The sequence below is a fragment of the Candidatus Tisiphia endosymbiont of Nemotelus uliginosus genome (genome assembly GCF_964264755.1).
Taxonomy (GTDB): Bacteria; Pseudomonadota; Alphaproteobacteria; order Rickettsiales; family Rickettsiaceae; genus Tisiphia.
Genome location: NZ_OZ183481.1, coordinates 170705 through 192979 on the forward strand (window position 1 = coordinate 170705; position 22275 = coordinate 192979).

General features: G+C 33.2%; 20 protein-coding genes and 2 pseudogenes. 8 read left to right on the forward strand and 14 right to left on the reverse strand.

Annotated elements, in window-relative coordinates; translation table 11 throughout:
* Nucleotides 1–105: 105 nt before the first annotated feature.
* From ACFELW_RS00890 to ACFELW_RS00915, 6 genes and pseudogenes are all read right to left on the reverse strand, one after another.
* Nucleotides 106–1200: pseudogene (locus ACFELW_RS00890) on the reverse strand (DUF2748 family protein); the annotation flags it as partial.
* An 11-nt stretch (nucleotides 1201–1211) separates the two neighbouring features.
* Nucleotides 1212–1975 (reverse strand): IS5 family transposase gene (locus tag ACFELW_RS00895; RefSeq protein ID WP_375329687.1). Its coding sequence is split into 2 segments (ribosomal slippage): nucleotides 1212–1618 and nucleotides 1618–1975, totalling 765 coding nucleotides; the frame shifts between segments, so codons are not numbered across the junction.
* An 84-nt stretch (nucleotides 1976–2059) separates the two neighbouring features.
* Nucleotides 2060–2296, reverse strand: a pseudogene (locus tag ACFELW_RS00900) (DUF2748 family protein); the annotation flags it as partial.
* Between the two features lie 19 nt (nucleotides 2297–2315).
* Nucleotides 2316–2948, reverse strand: a complete 633-nt coding sequence (gene lipB, locus ACFELW_RS00905) for a lipoyl(octanoyl) transferase LipB (RefSeq protein ID WP_375330152.1) — start codon at nucleotides 2946–2948, stop codon at nucleotides 2316–2318.
* A gap of 151 nt (nucleotides 2949–3099) precedes the next feature.
* Entirely contained in the window at nucleotides 3100–4014 is a 915-nt protein-coding gene (gene hemC, locus ACFELW_RS00910; RefSeq protein WP_375330153.1) for a hydroxymethylbilane synthase, read from the reverse strand.
* Nucleotides 4015–4027: 13 nt separating this feature from the next.
* Complete coding sequence (locus ACFELW_RS00915; protein ID WP_375330154.1) at nucleotides 4028–6514, reverse strand: valine--tRNA ligase; 2487 nt, start codon at nucleotides 6512–6514, stop codon at nucleotides 4028–4030.
* 45 nt (nucleotides 6515–6559) lie between these two features.
* Here ACFELW_RS00915 and ubiA point away from each other — a divergent pair, with 45 nt between their 5' ends.
* A complete protein-coding gene (ubiA, locus tag ACFELW_RS00920; RefSeq protein WP_375330478.1) occupies nucleotides 6560–7417 on the forward strand; it encodes a 4-hydroxybenzoate octaprenyltransferase in 858 nt (285 codons plus the stop codon).
* Between the two features lie 252 nt (nucleotides 7418–7669).
* On the opposite strand, the gene ACFELW_RS00925 is transcribed toward ubiA, so the two are convergent.
* The gene (locus tag ACFELW_RS00925) at nucleotides 7670–8080 is read right to left on the reverse strand and encodes a DUF2660 domain-containing protein (RefSeq protein ID WP_375330155.1); all 411 of its coding nucleotides are present in this window, start codon (nucleotides 8078–8080) and stop codon (nucleotides 7670–7672) included.
* A 65-nt stretch (nucleotides 8081–8145) separates the two neighbouring features.
* Nucleotides 8146–8271, reverse strand: a complete 126-nt coding sequence (ykgO, locus tag ACFELW_RS00930) for a type B 50S ribosomal protein L36 (RefSeq protein WP_094648811.1) — start codon at nucleotides 8269–8271, stop codon at nucleotides 8146–8148.
* A gap of 420 nt (nucleotides 8272–8691) precedes the next feature.
* Between ykgO and sdhC the strand changes: the two genes are divergently transcribed.
* The 4 genes from sdhC to ACFELW_RS00950 all read left to right on the forward strand — a co-directional run bounded on the left by sdhC (nucleotide 8692) and on the right by ACFELW_RS00950 (nucleotide 12159).
* Nucleotides 8692–9078, forward strand: coding sequence for a succinate dehydrogenase, cytochrome b556 subunit (sdhC, locus tag ACFELW_RS00935; RefSeq protein WP_375330479.1), 387 nt, complete (start codon nucleotides 8692–8694; stop codon nucleotides 9076–9078).
* 23 nt (nucleotides 9079–9101) lie between these two features.
* Entirely contained in the window at nucleotides 9102–9482 is a 381-nt protein-coding gene (gene sdhD / locus ACFELW_RS00940; RefSeq protein WP_094649480.1) for a succinate dehydrogenase, hydrophobic membrane anchor protein, read from the forward strand.
* A gap of 218 nt (nucleotides 9483–9700) precedes the next feature.
* Nucleotides 9701–11494, forward strand: a complete 1794-nt coding sequence (sdhA, locus tag ACFELW_RS00945) for a succinate dehydrogenase flavoprotein subunit (protein WP_375330156.1) — start codon at nucleotides 9701–9703, stop codon at nucleotides 11492–11494.
* 11 nt (nucleotides 11495–11505) lie between these two features.
* A complete protein-coding gene (locus ACFELW_RS00950; RefSeq protein ID WP_375330157.1) occupies nucleotides 11506–12159 on the forward strand; it encodes a histidine phosphotransferase family protein in 654 nt (217 codons plus the stop codon).
* Here ACFELW_RS00950 and ACFELW_RS00955 read toward each other — a convergent pair.
* The 6 genes from ACFELW_RS00955 to grxC form a co-directional block, all read right to left on the reverse strand.
* Nucleotides 12156–12713 (reverse strand): phosphatidylglycerophosphatase A, encoded by a 558-nt coding sequence (locus tag ACFELW_RS00955; RefSeq protein WP_341749176.1) that lies wholly within the window; start codon nucleotides 12711–12713, stop codon nucleotides 12156–12158. The two genes, ACFELW_RS00950 and ACFELW_RS00955, sit on opposite strands and share 4 nt — an antisense overlap.
* A gap of 11 nt (nucleotides 12714–12724) precedes the next feature.
* Nucleotides 12725–13951 carry an aspartate kinase gene (locus ACFELW_RS00960; RefSeq protein WP_375330158.1) on the reverse strand — a complete coding sequence of 409 codons (1227 nt, stop codon included), beginning with the start codon at nucleotides 13949–13951 and terminating at the stop codon, nucleotides 12725–12727.
* A gap of 42 nt (nucleotides 13952–13993) precedes the next feature.
* Nucleotides 13994–14239, reverse strand: coding sequence for a 50S ribosomal protein L27 (rpmA, locus tag ACFELW_RS00965; RefSeq protein WP_341750792.1), 246 nt, complete (start codon nucleotides 14237–14239; stop codon nucleotides 13994–13996).
* 24 nt (nucleotides 14240–14263) lie between these two features.
* Complete coding sequence (gene rplU / locus ACFELW_RS00970; protein WP_341759644.1) at nucleotides 14264–14581, reverse strand: 50S ribosomal protein L21; 318 nt, start codon at nucleotides 14579–14581, stop codon at nucleotides 14264–14266.
* A gap of 434 nt (nucleotides 14582–15015) precedes the next feature.
* Nucleotides 15016–15279 (reverse strand): hypothetical protein, encoded by a 264-nt coding sequence (locus ACFELW_RS00980; RefSeq protein ID WP_341759645.1) that lies wholly within the window; start codon nucleotides 15277–15279, stop codon nucleotides 15016–15018.
* A gap of 269 nt (nucleotides 15280–15548) precedes the next feature.
* Complete coding sequence (grxC, locus tag ACFELW_RS00985) at nucleotides 15549–15818, reverse strand: glutaredoxin 3 (protein ID WP_094649417.1); 270 nt, start codon at nucleotides 15816–15818, stop codon at nucleotides 15549–15551.
* 75 nt (nucleotides 15819–15893) lie between these two features.
* Here grxC and uvrB point away from each other — a divergent pair, with 75 nt between their 5' ends.
* The 3 genes from uvrB (at nucleotide 15894) to ACFELW_RS01000 (ending at nucleotide 22256) form a co-directional block, all read left to right on the forward strand.
* A complete protein-coding gene (gene uvrB / locus ACFELW_RS00990) occupies nucleotides 15894–17882 on the forward strand; it encodes an excinuclease ABC subunit UvrB (RefSeq protein ID WP_375330481.1) in 1989 nt (662 codons plus the stop codon).
* A gap of 385 nt (nucleotides 17883–18267) precedes the next feature.
* The gene (locus tag ACFELW_RS00995; protein ID WP_094649416.1) at nucleotides 18268–18582 is read left to right on the forward strand and encodes a HigA family addiction module antitoxin; all 315 of its coding nucleotides are present in this window, start codon (nucleotides 18268–18270) and stop codon (nucleotides 18580–18582) included.
* A gap of 80 nt (nucleotides 18583–18662) precedes the next feature.
* On the forward strand, nucleotides 18663–22256 hold the full coding sequence (locus ACFELW_RS01000; protein WP_375330159.1) for an acyl-[ACP]--phospholipid O-acyltransferase: 3594 nt from the start codon (nucleotides 18663–18665) through the stop codon (nucleotides 22254–22256).
* Nucleotides 22257–22275: the final 19 nt, after the last annotated feature.

Consider the following 22275-nt stretch of genomic DNA (forward strand, 5'->3'; position numbering starts at 1 on the left):
GCGGCAATCCAAAAAACTAACCAAAAATAGATTGCTTCGTCGCTACTAAAGTAGCTTCTCGCAATGACGTTTTGTACTTTAACTTTTTTTTGTGAAAGCTCACCATTATATTTCCCTGACTTGTTTAAATACTAACTTTTTTTCTCTAAATATGTTTATTTTATGAAAAAAATTCGCTATAGATCGTGGCTTTGACATATCGCGTTTGTAGCTTTGCTTAGTCATTGATCCATAATTAGAAATTAAAGAGGGTATAACTTCAGAGTAATATACTTTATATAATCCTTTCATTGTTTCCATAGTTGTTAAATATCCCCATTTCATCACCTGTTGTGGTACTCTGGCTAGAGCTTCTATACAAGCAATTGTTTCTTCGACTTCAGGGTCGCTACTCTTATAAACATCTGCGACTGGTGCCAAATTAAACTTCATATCTTCGATCATAGCTCTAATCATCAGTCCCATATATTGTTCTTTTGCGAACCTCTTAATAAAAAGTAATTTTCTCCTATGAACAGAAAATAAAAATTTCTGTTTATAAATCAATCCAAGTAATCTTGCCCAATAAACCCTTATGCCATGTACCTTATTCTTATTATAAAATTCTACCTTTTCTTCATAAGTAATCATTTGCCTCATTCCCATAGAAAGAAGATTGGCTAATAATTTATTACAATTAATAATATCATCCTGCCTCGCCTGTTTTACGTGAGGCGTTGCTTTTGTTCCAGAGAAATTTGCTGAATGACGACTTATTTGACGACCACTCGCATCTCTTTTAATATCAGCAAAATGCCCGAGTTCTTGCCCAGCTATAATTTGTAACCTAGCAACTGCTGCCCATCCATCACCATAAGTTGGATGAGTTTTGTCATTTTCAGCAAATGGATTACCACCACAGGACACAAAGACTGCAACATTCTTGCCGTCAGTACTTTGCATACCACTATTGGAGCCAGAACGTTGCCAATCAACTATATCCATCATATCGCCAATATTATGGGAGTAAGTAATAAATACTTGAACCTTATCATGCAATAACCACCTAATAACTATAGGATGGGCTGACTGAACAAAAATCCTTGTTAATCTTTCAGTAACTAATGGGTTAACTGGCTGTAACTTTTGGATTTGTTTTTTCAAATCTGTATAAATCGATGCCAGTTTCTTATCAGATAGAGAAGATTTATATAAAGACCTAGGGTATGTCGTCACGAGATTTGAGCCCACATTAGTAAAGCCCTTAAACAAAGACCCGCCATGTATGATTTTGTATTTTTAGCATATCTTGTTGCTATACCACGCCATTCTTTAAATTTTTGAAATGTATTTTCAATAATGTGCCTTAGCTTATATAGATATTTATCTATCTCTCTTTGAATCTTCCTGTTTCTTTTTGATGGTATTACAGGAATTATGTTTGCATTCACAGCCGATTCTATTATGGCGTTTGTATCGTAAGCTTTATCAGCCATAAGATGTTGTGCCTCCATATTCTGGATTAACTCACAAGCTTGAGTACAATCATTTCTGGAACCTTCTGTAACAATAATTCTGACCGGCATACCATACGCATCCACGGCCATATGTACCTTTGTATTGAGCCCCCTTTTGTGCGACTAACCGTTTGATTCCCGCCTTTCGCTCCAAGTCCTGCTTTGTGAGTTTTTACAAATGTAGAATCTATCATTAACCATTCAAAATCAGGAGCATTTATAAAAATATTTAGCAAATTCTCCCATATCCCATTATCACGCCATCTACAGAATCTTCTGTGTACATTCTTCCAATTGCCATAATCAGGAGGCAAATCTCTCCATGGAGCTCCCGTTCTAAATATCCACATCACTGCATTTATAAAAGTTCTATTGTCTCTTGCAATACCTCCCCAACAACCTTTCTGACCAGGTAAATTACTTTCTATCTTATTCCAAAGCTCATCGCTTATATCATGTCTTCTATGTGCTAAACTCATTGCTTCTTATCGCCTATTTTTATTACTACAATTATAATAACAAATCACATAAAATTATGCAATCACAATCTCGTGACGACATACCCTAAATAACTGATTAGTTTGTTCAATTAAATTTGGTTCTGTTATTTCCTCTTTACTTACCATCAAACTAATATTGAATTTGGGATCAGAAAATCTTGCAAAATTACAACTATTATCGGTATCTATTCTAAGTTTACCCGATTTGATTAATTGCTGAGCTAATTGTTCATATTCTATCTTCATATCTTCAGGATAGATAGCAGGAACCTTATCGAGTATGTGATAAATTGAACTCATAATAGTACACTTAATATTTTCATTTTCTATCTAGAATCTCAAAAAATTTATCCTTAATAACTTCATCAAATTGCTCTAATGTTATATCAACACCAAGTTTCTTTAACGAGGTTACCGGTACATCCCTTAACCCACAAGCAATAATTCCGGAGAACATATCAAGATTTGTTGAAATATTTACAGCAATACCATGATATGCAATCCATTTCCTAATCCTAACGCCTATTGAGGCAATCTTTGCCGGTACATCGTTTTCTTTTACCCATATTCCTACCATACCATTAATAGTAAAAGCTTTGATTCCAAAATATAACAGGCTATTTATAATCCATTCTTCCAATAATTTAATATATAGCTTTAAATCTTTTTGTCTCCATTCTGATGCTAAATCAAGAATAGGATATATAACTCTTTGTCCGCTACCATGGTAGGTAAATTTTCCTCCCCTATTAGTATAAATTACTGGTATATCTCCAGGGTCTAGCAATTCATTTGCCTTAAAACTAGTACCTGCGGTATAGATATCCTTATACTCAACTAAATAAACAACCTCTTTCGAGGATTTATTAATTAAACTAGTAACCTTATCTTCCATTAATTTTACCGTATCTTCATATTCTGAAAGACCTGATAAGGTAACAAATTGTACCATAATTAGTAAGATATTTTATATTTAAGGAATATTATAATACACAAATAGGCTACCACTAAGAAGTAAAATAGAAAAAAATGAAATAATAATGCAGAAGTAAAATTGTGCAAGAGGTCTATTCAATTCTTAAAAGCAAAACAGTGTCTTAGACTCAAGATATCATATTCTTGGAAGCTTTTATGCCAGAATTTTTAGCATCTTTTGAATCGGAAGTTTCGCTATGAAAAACTATTTTACTGCCATCAAAATTGGCAAGCATAAACTCCGTATGAATAACCTTATCACGTATACTCAAATCATTTGAGTATACGTATGTTGAATAAGCAGCTATAGGGGTTTTACAATCTGCATCTAGATATTCTAAAAATGCTCTTCCCGCCTTCATTAGTTCCCATGTTTCAAGATGGTTAATTTTATTACATATCTCCTGCATTTTGTTATCATTTTTCCTTATCTCTACCGCTATAACTCCCTGCCCTACAGATGGCAACATCTCTTTTATATCTATTAAGTGGCAATATTTTTCATCAAATAGCCCCAATCTTTTCAAACCACTATAAGCGAGAATGGTCGCATCAACATCACCTTGCATTAATTTTTTTATTCTTGAATCAACATTTCCTCTAAAAGTAACAATTTGTAAATCAGGTCTTTTTCTTTGTATTAGGATTTTTCTACGTACTGAGGATGTACCAACTATACTGGCAAAAGGCAATTCTTCTATTGATTTATAGTTCAAGCAGACAAATACGTCTCGTGCATCTTCTCTCTCAAGTACAGCACATATCATCAATTCTGACGGTAATTTACAAGGTACATCTTTAAAGGAATGTACAGCTAAATCAATTTCTTCATTTATAAGAGCAGCTTCTATTTCTTTTAAGAATAAAGCCTTCCCACCTATATCATACAGATTTTTATCCTTAATCAAATCGCCAGAGGTAACTATTGGGACTATTTCATAATTTATCTGTGGATAATGAATTTTAATTTGGTCAATTACTAAACCTGTCTGAATCAAAGCCAGAGTACTTCTTCTTGTACCTATTTTTATTACCTTCTTCATCGATGATTTATTGTCAGTATATTATATTAACTACAACTTCATCATTCTTTAAAACTTGATTTGTTGATGAAAATTCCTCAACAAATTCTATTTTATGAGAAGATGTAACATTTTTAAGGTCTATCGTTAAGTCATTAGGAAGTTTTTCTCCTATAATTTCTAGTACCTTAATATTAGCTTTAACTGACAAATTCTTTTCTGCTTTAGCTTTTCTAACCAAATCTAGTATTTTAATAAGCCTATCAGGCTGAATTTGATCTACCGGGAAAGAAAAATTTTTGATTTGAGACCAATTACCTCGACTATGGATAGATTTTGTACTATATAATATTTGCCAAATTTCTTCTGTTATATGCGGTAAGAAAGGAGCTAATAATTTGAGTAAAATTTTTATCGAATAATATAAAGTGATTATAGCACTATACTGCCCTCTATTGTCTGAGCCATCCATGTTATAAGCTCGGGTCTTAGTGATTTCAAGATAATTATCACAAAATACTGACCAAAAAAACTTTTCTATTGACTCCATAGCATCGGTATATTCATAATTGTGCATATCTGATTCAACTTTATCTACTAACTCAACTAGTTTTACTATTAACCATTGGTCAAACTTGTGACAAATTTTGCTTTCTATATCAGGAATCTGGACATTTTTATCTAATGGATCTAATTTGTCAAAATGAATAGCCGCAAATTTGCAAGCATTCCATAATTTATTAACAAGTCTCTTCCCATTTTTCATTACCTCTTCAGAGTAAACAGTATCAGCTCCAAGCCTAGATTTAGAAGTCCAATAACGCATTACATCAGCCCCATATTGCTCAAGTAATTTTTGTGGTACAATAATATTCCCTTTAGATTTTGACATTTTGCTACGATCGAATGCCAGGCACCACCCACTAATCATAATGTTTTTCCAAGGTAGGGTATTTTCATGCAATTGGGTTTTAAGTACTGTGTAAAAAGCCCATGTTCTAATAATTTCATGAGCTTGTGGACGCAAATCAGCTGGAAATAATTTGTGGTGACGCTCAGCATCTACGTTAAACTTTTCAGATATACCGTGACTACTTAATTGCGGTGAGATTGCACTAGTAGCCCAAGTATCCATAACATCATAATCTGGCTCTACCTCTTCTCGCGAATAGCTAATTGGTAAATCTTTGGTTGGGTCTACTGGCAGTTGTGTTATATCTGGAAATATAGCTTTGCCTACTTCTCCAACTCGTTTAGAATACCAAACAGGGAATGGCACGCCAAAATAGCGTTGACGACTTATACACCAATCCCATGATAAACCATTTATCCAGTTCTCAAGCCTAATTTTCATATTTTTGGGGTGCCAATTAATTTCATTCGCTCGTTGCATTAAAACATCTTTATGTTTTATCGTGTGAACAAACCATTGCGGTATGGTAAGTATCTCTAGTGGAGCTCCTGAACGTTCAGCACATTTTACTGTTTGAGTGATTTCTACTTGTTTAACTAATAAATTTTTCTCTTTTAAGATTTCTATAATTTTACTTCTAGCATCTTTTATTTTTAAGCCATTTATCTGATTATAAGAAGAGGAATTTGATAATTCGTCTGATAAATCTATGATACCTTTTTTATCTATAATAATTTTTATAGGTAAATTATGAACTCTCCACCAAGTTATGTCGGTTACGTCACCAAAAGTACAACACATAACAAGCCCGGTTCCTTTATCTATTTGAACTAAATCATCTGCTAAAATAGGTACTTTAACATCAAATAGCGGTGTTATGGCAAATTGACCTTGCAAATGTTTGTATCTATCATCATTTGGGTTATAAAATACCGCAACGCAAGCTGGTAACAATTCTGGTCTAGTAGTAGCAATAATAATCCTCTCGCCCTTACTGGTCTGAAAAATTACATCATTCATCATTGAAGTTTTTTCTTGGTCTTCGATATCAGCTTGTGCTAAAGCCGTTTGATCAACTGGATCCCACAATATTGGTTGATTATTGCGGTAAACTTCTCCTTTATTTACTAAGTCTAAAAATGACATTTGTGATATTTTTTGTGATAATGGATTAATTGTCTGATACTCCAAAGTCCAATCAACCGATAAAGCCATTTGATTAAATAATGAACGAAATTTTTCTTCTTCAGAAATAACAACTTCTTTACATATTTCAACAAATTGCTCTCTTGCCATATTTGTTGCTTTTATCTGCTTTTGCTTTTCAACTAAACGTTCGGTAGGTAAACCATTATCATCAAAACCGATTGGATAAAAAATATTTTTACCTAGCATCCGTTTGAAACGAACCATGAAATCAGCCTGGGTATAACTATAAACATGTCCTATATGCAGTTGCCCTGAGACTGTTGGTGGTGGAGTATCTACTACAAAACTATTTTCCCTTGTTTCATTTTTATCCCAAAGATAAATTTTTTGTTCTTGCCAAAATTTTTGCCATTTTCTTTCGCTTTCACTAAAGCTATAATCTTTTGGAAATTCCGTCATAATAAGACTATTATAATTAAATTAAACCAAGATATATCATAATTAATAGTAATGCCAAATAAATTTTTCCTAAGTCTCAGTTTAATGAGGCTGCAAAATCCTACTGGATATCTGTTAGTATTCTTCTCAGCATGCTTTGGGGTACTTCTTACCAATATTACAATATATAATTTAGTAAAATTATTACTATTATTCTTTATCGGAAGTGTCGTTACCAGAGGAGCTGGTAGCGTTCTTAACGATATTTTTGACAAAGATTTTGATAAATATGTGTTACGAACAAAAAATAGACCTTTGGCTAATGGCTCATTGAAAGTAAGTGACGCGATGATTTTGTTAATTATATTATCAATTATTTCCTTAACCATTTTATTATCATTAAATAAAACAGCCATTTACTTAGGGTTTTTCTCCTGCATCATGATCATTTTATATCCACTAATGAAGAGAATTACTTTTTTCCCACAAATATTTCTAGGGCTAACATTTAATGGAGTCTTGATTGGTAATAGTGCAGTAATCGATAAAATATCACTAGAAGCTGTTATTATGTATATTGCCTGCTGTTTTTGGACTATTGGTTATGACATTATTTATGGCTTTATGGACATAGAGTACGATAAAAAGATTAATCTCAAATCAATGCCATTATTTTTAGAAAAGAAAAACTATAAACTGCATCTATATGTTTATTATACCATTTTCATAATATTATTCATAATTGCTAAAATTATAGCAGCTCATCACCTTAACTATATAGCTATCCTTTGTGCTTATATGATGCTGATTTGGCAGGTAATAACATTAGAAATTTCAGACCCACAAAACTGTCTTACTAGATTTAAAAATAACAATTATGTCGGTTTGATTTTGCTCTTAGGTTCTTTAGACTTAGCTATGTGAGTGTTTACGGTTTTTTTTCTTATGATGAATAAAAAATCTGATAGCCAAGCGTCATTGTGCATAAGCATCAGTTTAAGAAAACAATAATTGAGAAACCGTCATTGCGAGGAGACCGTAAGGTCGACGAAGCAATGACGGTTGTGAGGTTAAATTGCTTCTAGGAGGTTGCCTGCGATAACTAATAGGAATCTTGTACTTTAACTTTTTTCTCTGAACGCTCACAATTAATCTTGCTGTCAAAATTACCGATGCTTATTTACCCAAAGATTTCTGGGACTGAGAATGGGCTTGTTGTTCAATATTTGCAGCTCTTGATGTAACTTGTTGCTTAATACCAAGGTCTACTACATGCTCATACTTCATTCCGTTATTTAACAATGTGTGACCAAGATGATTTACTAATTCTACATCCTCTTTAGAAAATTTATTAACAATTGATTCTGTAATTTCATATAAGAACTTCCACGATAGCTCAACCTTTTCTTTTAGAGTTAGCTTTTTGGTATTATCTGCTTTATTAAATGGTGCATTAAGCTCTTGTGCATTATTAGTATCCTTGATAAGCATACTAGCAGACGCATTTTTGCTCTTCTTATAAACAAAGAATATAATAAATACTACAAGTAGACCTACTGCAATGATTATCAAATTAGTATTTTGCATAAGATCCTCCATCTAAAATTAAATCTTAGAAATTTAATCAACAACGTATGAAATTTCTAAATTATCTAACCTTGCTTAGCTTTAAACCTTTTAATTTTCTTGTTTATTACAAGAATTTTACCTTTTCTTTTTACAACCTGGCAATCTTTATCTCTTTTCTTTAGAGATTTTAACGAACTTACAACTTTCATATAAAATTTATCCTTTGATATTATTTAACAAAAACTTTAAAAAAAACTTTAAAAGTGATAAATCAACTTTTAAAATTTTGCTATCTTAAATTAAAAACAGCAATAGTACTACCTTCCTCAATTTTGTCAACAAAAGTTTTCATGAGGTGGTTATGTTTTAGAATATAAATATACTCAATTAACCTAAAGAGTTGCAGAAGTGGTTAATGCTCTAAAAATTATCATTGCTTCATGGAGATGAAAAATATTTTTTGCTAAATCTATTCCTATTATGTTATATTTCATTTTGGGTTTCCCTATTATTGTTCATTCTATATATAGGATATATCCATGCATGGCATCACAGTTGAAATTGAGATGACATTTTTGTACCATAGACAATTAAGTTTTACTTATAGAATGTAATTTATGACAAAATATATGACAAAAACAAAGCAGGAAATTTATAATAGCAGACCAACTTCTCCTCATTTAACGATATATAAAAAACAGATAAGCTCTGTTTTGTCTATTTTGCATCGTATGACGGGGATAGGATTATTTTTTGCATTATCATTATTGATATGGTGTTTTATTTTATTATCTTTTAGCAAATTTAATCCTGAATATTTACAGTTCTTTAAATGTAGAGTATTTAAAATCCCTCCAATATTTATAAGTTTTGCCTGGTTTTACCATTTATGTAATGGGGTGCGTCACTTAATTTGGGATAGTGGGCGTTGCTTTTCAATAAGAGCTATTAACTTCACAGGCTGGTTTGTTGTAATAGCCTCAATAGTTATGACGTTAGCTTTTTGGTTGTTATAGTCAATTTAATTTATGGTCTCTATATGAATACTAATTTAAGGACAGATTTAGCAAAAGCTAAAGGAGTTGGTTCGGCAAAAAGTGGCTCTAGTCACTGGTTACATCAAAGAATCACTGCTATTATTTTGGCAATTTGCTCTATTTGGCTAATAGTTTTTATTAAATGTAATATTGGCAAGGACTTAACTCATTTTGTTGGTACTTTACAGAAACCTTACAATATTGTGCCTTTGGGCATATTGATTATTACCACCTTCTATCATGCCATGCTTGGTATGCGAGTGGTAATTGAGGATTATATTAGTTGTATCAAGCTTCGTATTGGGTTAATTATATTTTTGCAAATATTTTGTATTATAACGATTGCATTCTTAGTGGTAGCATTATTTTATGCTATACTATAGCTAAATGGATTGCTTCGTCGGCTTTTGCCTCCTCGCAATGACGCTTGGGTTTATAAATCGTCATTGCGAGGAGCCACTTTAGTGGCGACGCGGCAATCCATGAAAGTAATTGCTTAATCGTGTTTCGCTACTCCTTGCTAATAGACTGAATAATATTAGCCGGATTAGCTATAGGTTAAAATTATTTGAGTATTATTTGGAATAAAAGGAATTTATGAATGTCTACTAAATCTTATAATATTGTCCACCATCAATTTGATGTAGTGGTAGTTGGAGCTGGAGGAGCTGGTCTTAGGGCAACTTTTGGTATGGCAAAAGAGGGGTTGAGTACTGCTTGTATTAGCAAGGTTTTTCCCACTAGAAGCCATACTGTAGCGGCACAAGGTGGTATCAGTGCCTCTCTTGGTAATATGGGGCAAGATGATTGGCGTTGGCATATGTATGATACCGTAAAGGGTTCTGATTGGTTAGGTGATCAAGACGCGATTGAGTATATGTGTAAACATGCAGCTGCCGCGGTACTAGAGCTTGAACATTATGGGGTACCTTTTTCACGAACAGAAGAAGGTAAAATTTATCAGCGTCCTTTTGGTGGTATGACGACAAATTATGGCAAGGGGCAAGCTGCCCAAAGAACTTGTGCTGCAGCAGATCGTACGGGTCATGCCATATTACATACTTTATACCAACAGGCTTTAAAAAATAAAGCTCAATTTTTTATTGAATATTTTGCCATTGATTTGTTAATGAATAATGGAGAATGTGTAGGGGTAGTTGCTTGGAATCTTGATGACGGGACAATACATTGTTTTCATTCTCACTTAGTAGTATTAGCTACTGGCGGATATGGTAGGGCTTATTTTTCTGCCACAAGTGCTCATACTTGTACCGGTGATGGAGGGGGAATGGTGGCAAGAAGCTCCATTGCCTTGCAGGATATGGAATTCGTTCAATTCCATCCAACTGGTATATATGGGTCTGGCTGCTTAATTACAGAAGGTGCTAGGGGAGAAGGTGGTTATTTAGTAAATGCCAATGGTGAAAGATTTATGGAACGATATGCTCCAGCCGCTAAAGACCTTGCTTCAAGAGATGTGGTTTCAAGAGCTATTACCATGGAAATCAGAGAAAATAGAGGCGTAGGTGAGCATAAAGATCATGTATTCCTACATTTAGATCATTTGTCGCCGGAAATTCTTCACGAACGTTTACCGGGTATTTCCGAAACGGCAAAGATTTTTGCTGGGGTTAATGTTAACACCCAGCCAATACCGGTATTACCAACAGTACATTATAATATGGGGGGAATACCAACAAATTACCATGGGCAAGTTATTGATAAAGATCAGGATAATCATCATAAAATTATTCCTGGATTAATGTCGATTGGTGAGGCTGCCTGCGTTTCAGTACATGGAGCTAATCGATTAGGATCGAACTCTTTGCTTGATTTAGTGGTATTTGGTAGGGCGGCAGCAAAAAAAGCTGCTGAAATTGTTAAAGTGAGTCAACCACATAAGGTTCTACCTCAATCAATATTGGATAAAATAATTAGCAGATTTGACGGTATACGTCATGCTAAAGGAGAAATACCAGTAGCTGATCTAAGACTCAAAATGCAAAAAATTATGCAAAATCACGCAGCAGTATTCAGAACTCAAGAAGTTCTAGATCAAGGGATAGAGCTGATTGATCAGGCACGAAAGGAATATGCTGATATTCAGATCAATGATAAATCGTTAATATGGAATAGTGATTTAGTGGAAGCACTAGAATTAGCTAATTTATTAGACCAAGCAGTAATTACTATGCATTCTACTGCCAATAGAAAGGAAAGCAGAGGAGCACATTCTAGAGAAGATTATTTAGAACGTAACGACGAGGAGTGGATGAAACATACACTGGCTTGGATTGACGAACAAGGTAATGTCAAACTAGATTATAAACCGGTAACTCTTACAACTTTAACAGATGAAGTAGCGGCAATTCCGCCAGCTAAACGAGTTTATTAAAAATACAGTTTATGTTAAATTCAATAAGCCCAAGTTTAATAAGGCTGAGCCAAGCTTTAAATGAAAAAATATGTCACGATTTTGCAGGGACAATAGGGGTTATAGATAATAGTATTGACTTAATAAAAACTATAGAATATCAAGAAAAAGCTATTAAACTGATTCAGGATAGTACTAATAGGCTGATACGCTATTTACAGTTTTATCGTTATTTATATTCCCTAGCTTCTGAGGATAGCAAGACTTCTATTGTAGAAGTTAATAGATTAGCTACTGATTTTTTAAAATCAAAAAATCATAATATTGAACTAATATTTACAAGGTTATATAGCATAGATATCAATGACCATATAGCCCAGATTATCATCTGTTTAATTGTTGTAGCATCTAATAATCTATCCAAAAATGCTATTATTAAAGTTGAGCTGGAGATACAACATGATAAATTTATTGGTATGAAAATTGTAGTAATAGCCACAAATCTCAAATTTGATCAGAATAAAACAGATATTTTGCTTGGAACAGGAGCCAACTCTTCAGATCATTCCAGTATAACTATAGAAAATGTTCACGAATATTACACTTACTACTTAATTACAGAGTATGGCTATAAGTTATTGGTCACTCCATTAATCGATTCAGTGGAGTATACTCTTATGCTTTAACCAAACCAATCTATTAGACTAAAAGTGATAGCATAATGCATAACTGAAGCAAAAACTGCTGCAGCAATATCATCTACCATAACGCCAATACCACCTTTAATATTGGCATCAAGCCAATTTATTGGCCATGGTTTGATAATATCAAAGAACCTGAACAGAGCAAAAGGTAAAGCCAATAAAAAGATAAAATTTAGTACAGGCAAACTTAAATATTTTGTAATTCCTGAATAATTCATAAAAAAAACGGAAGGAAAGCTTAATATTAATGTTAGCATTTGACCCACTACCTCATCAATCACCACTTCTCTTGGATCCTCTCGCTTACTATAGTGTATGTATATTGAGGAAAAATATGTGCCTAATATAAATAGTAACAGGCAAATCAAAAAAGCGATAATAAAGATACTAATAAGTTCTACTTGCATAGAAAGATATAATATCCAGTAGCACAAAGGGAAAGCAGCCAGAGAGCCAAATGTACCAGGACAATATTTTATTTTACCTATATAGAAAAAAGTTACAATAAATTCTGCAAATTTGTATCTATTAAACATAATAACCCTGCTTAATTTAATTTATCTAGCTCAAATAGTTGATGCAAGCAACGTATAGTTTTTTCAGTATCAAGGTCTTTTATTAGCAGAGAAATTTTAATTTCTGAAATTTGTATCATTTTCACTGATATATTTTGTTTTTCCAGTTCAGTTAATACCATATCAAGAAAATTGTGGTCATTTTTAATGCCGTGACCAATAATCGATACTATAGAAATTTGGCTATCGATAATAAAATTATTTATCTGATTAGCATTCTTTAGATCATCTAGCAAATGCTGTAATTTATTTTTATCGGATAATTGGATAATAAAGCTATATTGTCGATATTCCTCAATATTTTCCATTAATTCTAGGTGAATATTATGGTTAGTGATCAGGTTGCATATCTTAGAAAAATTTAATTGAGTGGAATTTACTACTAATTTTAATAAATTTTTGTTGGAAGTAATGCCGGTAATTTTTTTATTTTCCATAATTTTTTCTCTAGATGCTATTAGTGTACCACTATCTTCATGGTATAATGGTAGTGAGAACGACGATAAAACGCGTATGGGTACGTTATATCTAATAGCCGCTTCTAAGGAGCGTGGATGCAACACTTTCGCTCCACAAGATGCAAATTCCAGCATTTCCTCAAAACTAATCTGTGATAATTTCTTTGCTCCAGGAACAATTCGTGGATCAGCAGTAAAAACCCCTTCTACATCAGTGTATATATCACATCTATCAGCTTGCATAGCAGCTGCAATTAACGAGGCGGTAGTATCTGATCCTCCTCGACCAAGTGTTGCCAACCTATTATTATTACTGATACCCTGAAATCCAGCAACTACCGGGATTATATCTTGTTTAATACATTCTGTTAATAAACTAGTAGAGATTTGCTCAACCAAAGCTTTGCTATAATTATCATTGGTTAAGATTGGTAATTGCCATGCTAGCACAGACCTTGCATCTATGCCTTGTTGTTGTAGCTCAAGGGCAAGTAAGGAGGCTGTTACCATCTCTCCACTACAAAGGGCAGCATCATATTCTGCCAGTTGTGAACTAGTCTTAAGACTAGAAACCTCATTGCATAAAGTAACTAGCTGATTGGTAACACCAGCCATAGCCGAAACTACGATTACTAGTTGATTGCCATGCTGCTTTTCCCACTTAATAATTGGAATGATTTCTTTTATCCTTGCAATATTAGCAACGGAAGTTCCGCCGAATTTCTGAACTATTATTGACATAAAATCTGATTAGTGTCATTCCCGCGAAAGTAGGAATCTATATCATACCACATTAACTATTTTATGGGTTCTCCTAGTAGAGAATTCTACTTTACCTGCAACCAAGGCAAATAACGTATGATCTCTTCCAAGCCCAACATTTTTGCCTGGATAAAATTTAGTACCACGTTGCCTAACAATTATATTACCTGATATGACATATTGCCCATCATATTTTTTAACACCTAATCTACGACCGGCTGAGTCTCTACCATTTCTAGAACTACCACCAGCTTTTTTGGTTGCCATCTATAATACCCTTAATAAATCCCGTTATAATTTAGTAATGTCTAATATTTTCAGTTCAGTTAATTCCTGCCTATGACCATTCTTACGACGATAATTCTGGCGACGTTTTTTCTTAAAAACAATAACCTTATTATCTTTAAATTGGTTAGTAATTTCAGCAGTAACAAGAGCTCCTTGAACCATTGGCGTACCTATAAAAGATGGCTTGAAATCTTCACCAATCATCAACACCTGATCAAGTTGAATTTTTGCACCTCTCTCGCCGTCAATTTTTTCTATTTTGATTACACTGTTTTTGCCGACTTTATACTGCTTTCCGCCTGCTTTGACGATTGCGAACATGAAAAATATCCTAAACTAAAATTTAACAAAACTAAGTCGGCATTATATTACCACAATCTATTTTAGTCAATGGAAATTCGCAAATAATTAATAAATGTGGATTACCACGACCTACTTGCGTGGTCTCACTAATAGACGTATATACAGCCCAGAGGTTATTATAGTCAATTGATGAGAAGTTGGGAACGTTGTCGTTCAATGCTCGCCTATTACTTATAGGCGTCGCTCCATCGTTCCTAGCCCCAAATTCTCTTGAATTGACTATACCAGGAAACGATGGTGAAAAACCTTTAAAGACGGGCTACAAAATTGGATTTTTAGGTGACCAAAATAGAGTCTTCGCCACAAGTTTGTTAAGAAAAAACAGTAAAAAAACCGTGAACACTCACGGTTGAGTGGTACTCACAGAACCTAGGTAAGTCTAAATATATAATTCAATTATTTTCTTTCTTTGTATCTTGAGTATTATTGATAGTTGTTGATTGCTGTTGCTTCATCAATTTGTTCTTTTCTTCTATTGAATTAAGGAAAAAATAAGTAAATGTTAGAAATCCAATTAACATAGGAATAAAAACAAATATAATGGCATTGCGTTTTCTAACAGATTCTTCACGATCTAAACGACTCTCCTGTTCTTCATATGTTTCCCCTAATTCATTACGCCATACATCTTCTTGTTCTGAATTATTTTCTAGCATTTTATACCTTCTATTAAGTATTATTTACAATGGTTTAGATTATTTCAAGGTTTCTAAAGTAACCTAATTCTAGCTATTTTGCTACTAATAAATATAATTTTCTTGAAATATGTAGGATTAAATCTCAACTGTTTCGTATAATTATCACTAAACAGTAATCCCTTCTATCTCAGTCTTTTCTTGTTCATAAATTTCCTTGATCTCATCTAACTCTAACTGCAAATCAACATGATACATTTTATTATCATCAAAAAATTTATTTACTGGTATTACTTCACTAATTCATCTAGTTTACCTGCTTTTTCAAGTTCATAAAGAGCGTCGCACCCACCAATATGCTTACTATTAATGAATATTTGTGGTAATGTACGTTGTCCACTAGCTTTATGCTGTAGTTCTAATCTTTGCCTCTCATTATAATTATCTACGATTATTTCTTCGTAAGATATATTTTTTTGATTAAGTAGCTTTTTGGCCTTAGTGCAATAGGGGCAATGTGTTAATGTATAAATAATGACCGTGACAAATATGTTTTTCATAAAAGTTATCCTATTTAATTGATTGTAAAACTATTATCTACATATAATAACAAACTAGCAAGTTACAAATTAATGATAAATAATTTTTCGATAGTATCTAAATATAGTCCAGCTGGCGATCAGCCAAAAGCAATTAATGAAATCATTAAGGGGCTTGAATCGAGATTGCCTTCACAAATACTTTTTGGCATTACTGGTTCCGGTAAAACCTTTACTATGGCAAATATTATTGAGAGAACCGGTCGACCGTCACTTATTATGGCTCATAATAAAACGTTAGCTGCCCAAATTTATTCAGAAATGAAGGCGATTTTTCCAAATAATGCCGTTGAATATTTTGTATCATATTATGATTATTTCCAACCCGAAGCATATATTGCAAAAACCGATACTTATATAGAAAAAGATTCTTCGATAAATGAACAGATAGATTTATTAAGACATTCTGCTACTAGGTCTCTTTTAGAACGTAGGGATGTAATTGTTGTATCTTCTGTTTCTTGTATTTATGGTCTTGGTTCACCGGGTCTTTATTATCAGATGACTATAAGCCTTAAGTCTGGGGAAATTTATGCTAGAGATAAATTGCTCAGTGACCTAGTAAGCTTACAATATAAGCGTAATGATGTGGGATTTGAGCGTGGTACGTTTAGGGTAAAAGGTGATAATATTGATATATTCCCAGTACATTATAACGATAAAGCTTGGCGATTGTCATTTTTTGATAATAAACTGGAATATATCAGCGAATTTGATCCGCTTACAGGTGAAAAATTAGCTAAATTGGAGCAAGCTGTGATTTATGCTAAATCGCACTTTGTAACACCTAAAGAAGTAGTACAAAACGCCATATCACAAATTGAAGAGGAGTTACAACGACGTTTAGAATTTCTTAATACACATGGTAAGTTAGTAGAAGCTCAAAGGTTAAATCAACGTACCCAATATGATATGGAAATGATGATGGAGACTGGCAGTTGTAAAGGTATTGAAAATTATTCTCGGTTTCTAACTGGTAAAGCAAATGGACAGCCACCACCAACCCTATTTGAATATTTACCTAAAGATGCCTTATTATTTGTTGATGAAAGTCACGTATCTGTTCCACAAATTAGAGCAATGTATAATGGTGATAGGGCTAGAAAAACCGTACTAGTGGAACATGGGTTTCGTCTTCCGTCAGCCTTAGATAATAGACCATTAAAATTTGAGGAATGGCAAGATTTTAGACCTCAAACGGTTTTTGTTTCAGCTACACCGGGATCTTTTGAATTGGACGAAACAGCAGGGGTTATGGTTGAGCAAATCATCAGACCCACAGGGTTACTTGACCCAGAATGTATTATAAAACCAGCAACTAACCAAGTTGAAGATTTGCTAAGCGAAATTCAATCGACAATAAATAAAGGATTTCGTATCTTAGCGATAACATTAACTAAAAAAATGTCAGAAGATTTAACAAATTATCTCCAAGAACTAGGGTATAAAGTATCATATTTGCACTCTAATATTCATACTCTTGAGCGTATTGAAATCATCAAAGATTTACGCCAAGGTACTATAGATATTATTGTTGGTGTTAATCTATTACGAGAAGGTTTAGATATTCCGGAATGTGGACTTGTTGCCATACTCGATGCTGATAAAGAAGGCTTTTTACGCTCGGAAGTTTCGTTAATTCAAACTATTGGTAGAGCTGCAAGGAATAGTCAAGGAAGGGTAATACTCTATGCAGATCGTATTACCAACTCTATTGACAAGGCAGTAAGCGAGACATATAGGAGAAGAAAAATTCAAGAAGAATATAATAGACAGCATTCTATAATACCCCAAACAATTAATAATCATATCCATGCACTAATTAAATTAGAAAAACTGGATAGTAAGTTAGGTAATAAAAAACAAGCTCATATATTATTGGATAATCCAGTAAAATTAAAAGCTCATATCAATAAATTAAAAAAAGAAATGTACTCAAAAGCTAGTAATTTGGAATTTGAACAGGCAGCAAAAATACGAGATCAAATTAATACGCTAGAAGAAGCCGCTTTAGAGCTAACTTAGTTTACTCACCTTATGCATAAACCCCACAACTGTTGAAAGTTAGAAGGTAAAGAGGGTTTTAGATAGGTTTTCTGTCATTGCGAGACCACTACGTGGTCGTGGCAATCCACATTCATTAGATTGCTTCGTCGCTACTAAAGTAGCTTCTCGCAATGACGCCAAGCTATTTTCTATATGACTTTTAAATGTCATGCGTAAGGTGAGTTAGTTTAAAGTACCTCTCTATAATTTGATGAGTTAGGGGATGAAAAAATAAGCAATATTATAAAAATAATGAAAACAGCTATTAGTGGAGCAAAAAAATCTGTTATATTTATAGATATAGCCGAGAATTTGACATAACTTGGTGAGTATTCACGATTATCATAAATAAAAGGTAACTTATATGTATAAAATTAATCCGGTACACCCTGGCGAAATACTTAAGACTGAATTCCTGGAACCTTTTGGTATTTCGGCTTATAGATTAGCTAAAGATATTGAAGTCCCAATTAATAGAATAACAGAGATTGTAAACAAACAAAGAAATATTAGTACTGAAACTGCTCTGTTATTGGCAAAGTATTTCAGCTTATCAGATAGTTTTTGGATTAGGATACAGTCAAGATATGATGAGGCAGTTACTAAGGAAAAAATATTTAACCATCTTGCCTCTATTCATCCTTTAGTTACCATGGGGAAAAGGCATCATATACTCTAATAGGTGGTTTGAATTAGATTATTTGACATAAAGCAAGGAATTGCATACTATACCGCCATTATAATGTCTTTGGAGAAAGCATGTCATCAAATCGGTTATATTTATTTCGAGATACGCGTTTTTTGCCTATCTTCATAGTACAATTTTGTGGTTGTATGAATGATAATATACTAAAGAATGCGTTAATTATATTAATTACCTATAAACTATCTAGTCAATTGGTGGAATCAGCCCAATTACTTGTACTCGCTGCTAATACTATCTTTGTATTACCTTTTGTAATATTTGCAAGTATTGCAGGGCAAGTAGCTGATAGATATGAGCGATCAACTTTAGTTAAAATCATTAAGTTATTTGAACTAATCATAGTGCTTTTTGCTACTTATGGATTTTTTGATAATAGTTTAGTAATACTGTTTTTATCTATATTGTTTATGGGTATACACTCGACATTTTTTGGACCAATCAAATATAGTGTTTTGCCAGATCATTTATACCGAAATGAGTTGTTGGGAGCTAATGGATTCGTTGAGGCGGGAACATTTATTTCCATTTTAGTTGGTACTATTATTGGAGGATACTACACTATAAGTGGCAATTTAATAATCACTATTCTGATAATGATTGCGGTAATTGGCGTTATTGCTAGTTATTTTATGCCAAAATCAAATAATTCTAATTGTGAAATTAAAATAAAATTAAATTTATTTCGCGAAAATATAGAAATGATTAAATATGCCAAATCTAAAAAGCAAGTATATTTAGCAATTCTTGGCATATCTTGGTTTTGGTTTATCAGTGCGGCAATACTTGCCCAAATTCCAGCTCTTGCTAAAAATACTTTTGGAGCAGATGAAAATGTTGCTAATTTGTTTCTTGCGACATTTTCAATTGGAGTAGGGGTTTGTTCTTTTTGGTGTAGTAAGATTTTGGGGAATGAAATTACCACGAAATATGTTTTTGTTTCAGCGATTGGTGTCAGTATATTTGGTATTGATTTATTTTTTGCCAGTCGAATTAGTGCAGTTCATTATGAACCGGAGCAATTAAAGAGTATATTTGTCTTTTTATCTAAAAAGCATAATTGGCGGATTATTATAGATTTATTTTTTATAGCTGCTATTGCGGGGTTATATATTGTTCCGCTTTTTGCAGTATTACAATATCTTAGCTCCTCAGCTCATCGTAGTAGAATAATTGCTATAAATAATTTTGCTAATGCTGTGTTTATGGCTGGGTCTACTGCAATACTTTCGTTGTTATTCTATTGGGAATATTCGATACCATCGGTTATATTATTTATTAGCATACTTAACATAGTGGTAGCTTATTATATTTATCAATTAATTCCTGAAGTAAAAATAGTACCTTTTGCTGTTAACCGAGCTATTTTAAAATTTATTTTTGATTGCATGTACAGAGTGGAAGTAAAAGGTATTGAAAATTTTTATAAAGCTGGCAAAAGATCAGTAGTTATCGCCAATCATATTTCATATCTTGATCCTGCATTACTGGCAACTTATTTACCTGAAGAAATGACTTTTGCCATTAATACAAATATGGCTAAAGTGTGGTGGGTAAAACCATTTTTAACGATGGCAAAAACTCTACCAGTTGACCCCGCTAATGCAATGGCTATAAAGAGTTTGATTAGGGAAGTGCAAAAAGATAAAAAAGTTGCTATCTTTCCCGAAGGAAGAATAAGTATTACTGGTTCCTTAATGAAGATATATGAAGGACCTGGCATGATCGCTGAAAAAGCTGATGCAACAATTTTACCTGTAAGAATAGATGGTACACAATTTACTAATTTTTCCAAACTTAAAAATATACTAAAAACACGGATATTTCCTAAGGTTACTATCACTATTTTACCACCAGTAAAGTCTCCTGCTAATCAGAATATGGATAATAGGGAAAAGCGTAAATATATAGGTCAGGCTCTTTATGATATTATGACTGACATGATATTTGAAAGCTCTGATTACCAGAATACTATATTTCAGTCTCTCCTTGAAACAGCAAAAGCTTATGGTTTTAACAAAACAATAATACAAGATATTGATGATAAGTCTGTTACCTATCGTCAATTAATATTACAATCTTTTACTTTAGCAAATTTAATAAAACAGGATACAGAAGTAGCTGAATATATAGGTATTATGCTACCTAACATGGTTGAAACGATTGTTACTTTTTATGCTATGCAAGCCTGTTCCCGTCGACCGGTCATGATTGATTATATGAGTGATGTTAGCAATGTAGTGACCTCGTGCAAAACAACGTCAGTAAAAACCGTCTATACTTCAAAACAATTTGTTGAAAAAGCTGGGTTGCAAGAAATGTTGGCAAAGATCTTAGAAGTTAATATAAAAGTCATTTATCTTGAAGATTTAACAACAAGAATTACTTTGTATTTAAGAATTAAGGCTATGATAGCTAGCTTTTTCCCACAGAGTTATTATAGTAATATGTGTGCTAGTTATGATGACAATGATCCGTCGGTTGTAGTATTTACTTCAGGCACTTCAGCTTCCCCTAAGGCTGTAGTATTGTCGCATAGAAACCTACAAGCTAATAGATGCCAGGTTCTAGCTAAGTTACATTTTAGTCTAGATGATTTTGCCTTTATGGCTTTACCATTATTTCACTGTTTTGGTTTATCTGGCACAATAATGATGACGCTTAACGGTATACCAGCCTTTCTTTATCCTTCTCCTTTGCATTATCGGAGTGTTCCTGAGGTAATATATGACATCGGAGCAACAATTATATTTGGTACAGATGTATTTTTATACAATTACGCCACCTGTGCTCATCCTTATGATTTTTATTCTATAAGATACGTGTTTGCCAGTAGTGAGAAACTTAAGAAAGAAACAACGCAATTATGGCTTGATAAATTTGGTATAAGAATTTTTGAAGGATATGGGGCATCTGAAACAGCTCCAATAATATCGTGTAATACTCCCATGCATTATCGTGGTGGAAGTGTAGGTCGTTTGATGCCCAAAATAGAATATTATATTAAACCAATTAACGGAATAGAAGAGGGGGGGCAATTATTTATTAAGGGACCAAATATCATGCTTGGCTATATGCACTCTAATAATCCTGGAGTTATTCATCCAACATCATCAGAAAATTTGGGTCTGGGCTGGTATGATACTGGGGATGTTGCAAAAATTGATAAAGATGGTTATCTTACCTTATTAGGTCGTGTTCAACAATTTGTTGCAATAGAAGAAGTAGTCTCGTTGGTATTAATAGAGGAATTGGCTAATATGATTGATGTTGATAGTAAAAATGTAGCTATTTGTTCTGATGATGGTATAGTCAATTCAGGGGAATTGGGTAGCAGGAGCGATGGAGCGACGCCTATAAGTAATAGGCGAGCGACGAGTGACGACGTCACCAACTTCTCATCAATTGACTATAATAAAGACAGACAAATTTTTCTCTTTACCACCAGTCAGATTATTAATAGGGAAAATTTTATAGAAATGATGGCTAAAAATTCGCTATATTCGAGACAAAATACTGAATTAACAAAATATTTGCCAGAGATTATCCATGTTAAAGAAATACCGATTCTACCAATAGGTAAAGTAAATTATTGGCAAATAACTAAAATGCTTGAAAATTATGGAAAAGCAACTAGAATGCTGGAATGAGGTAAGGAACCTATATTTA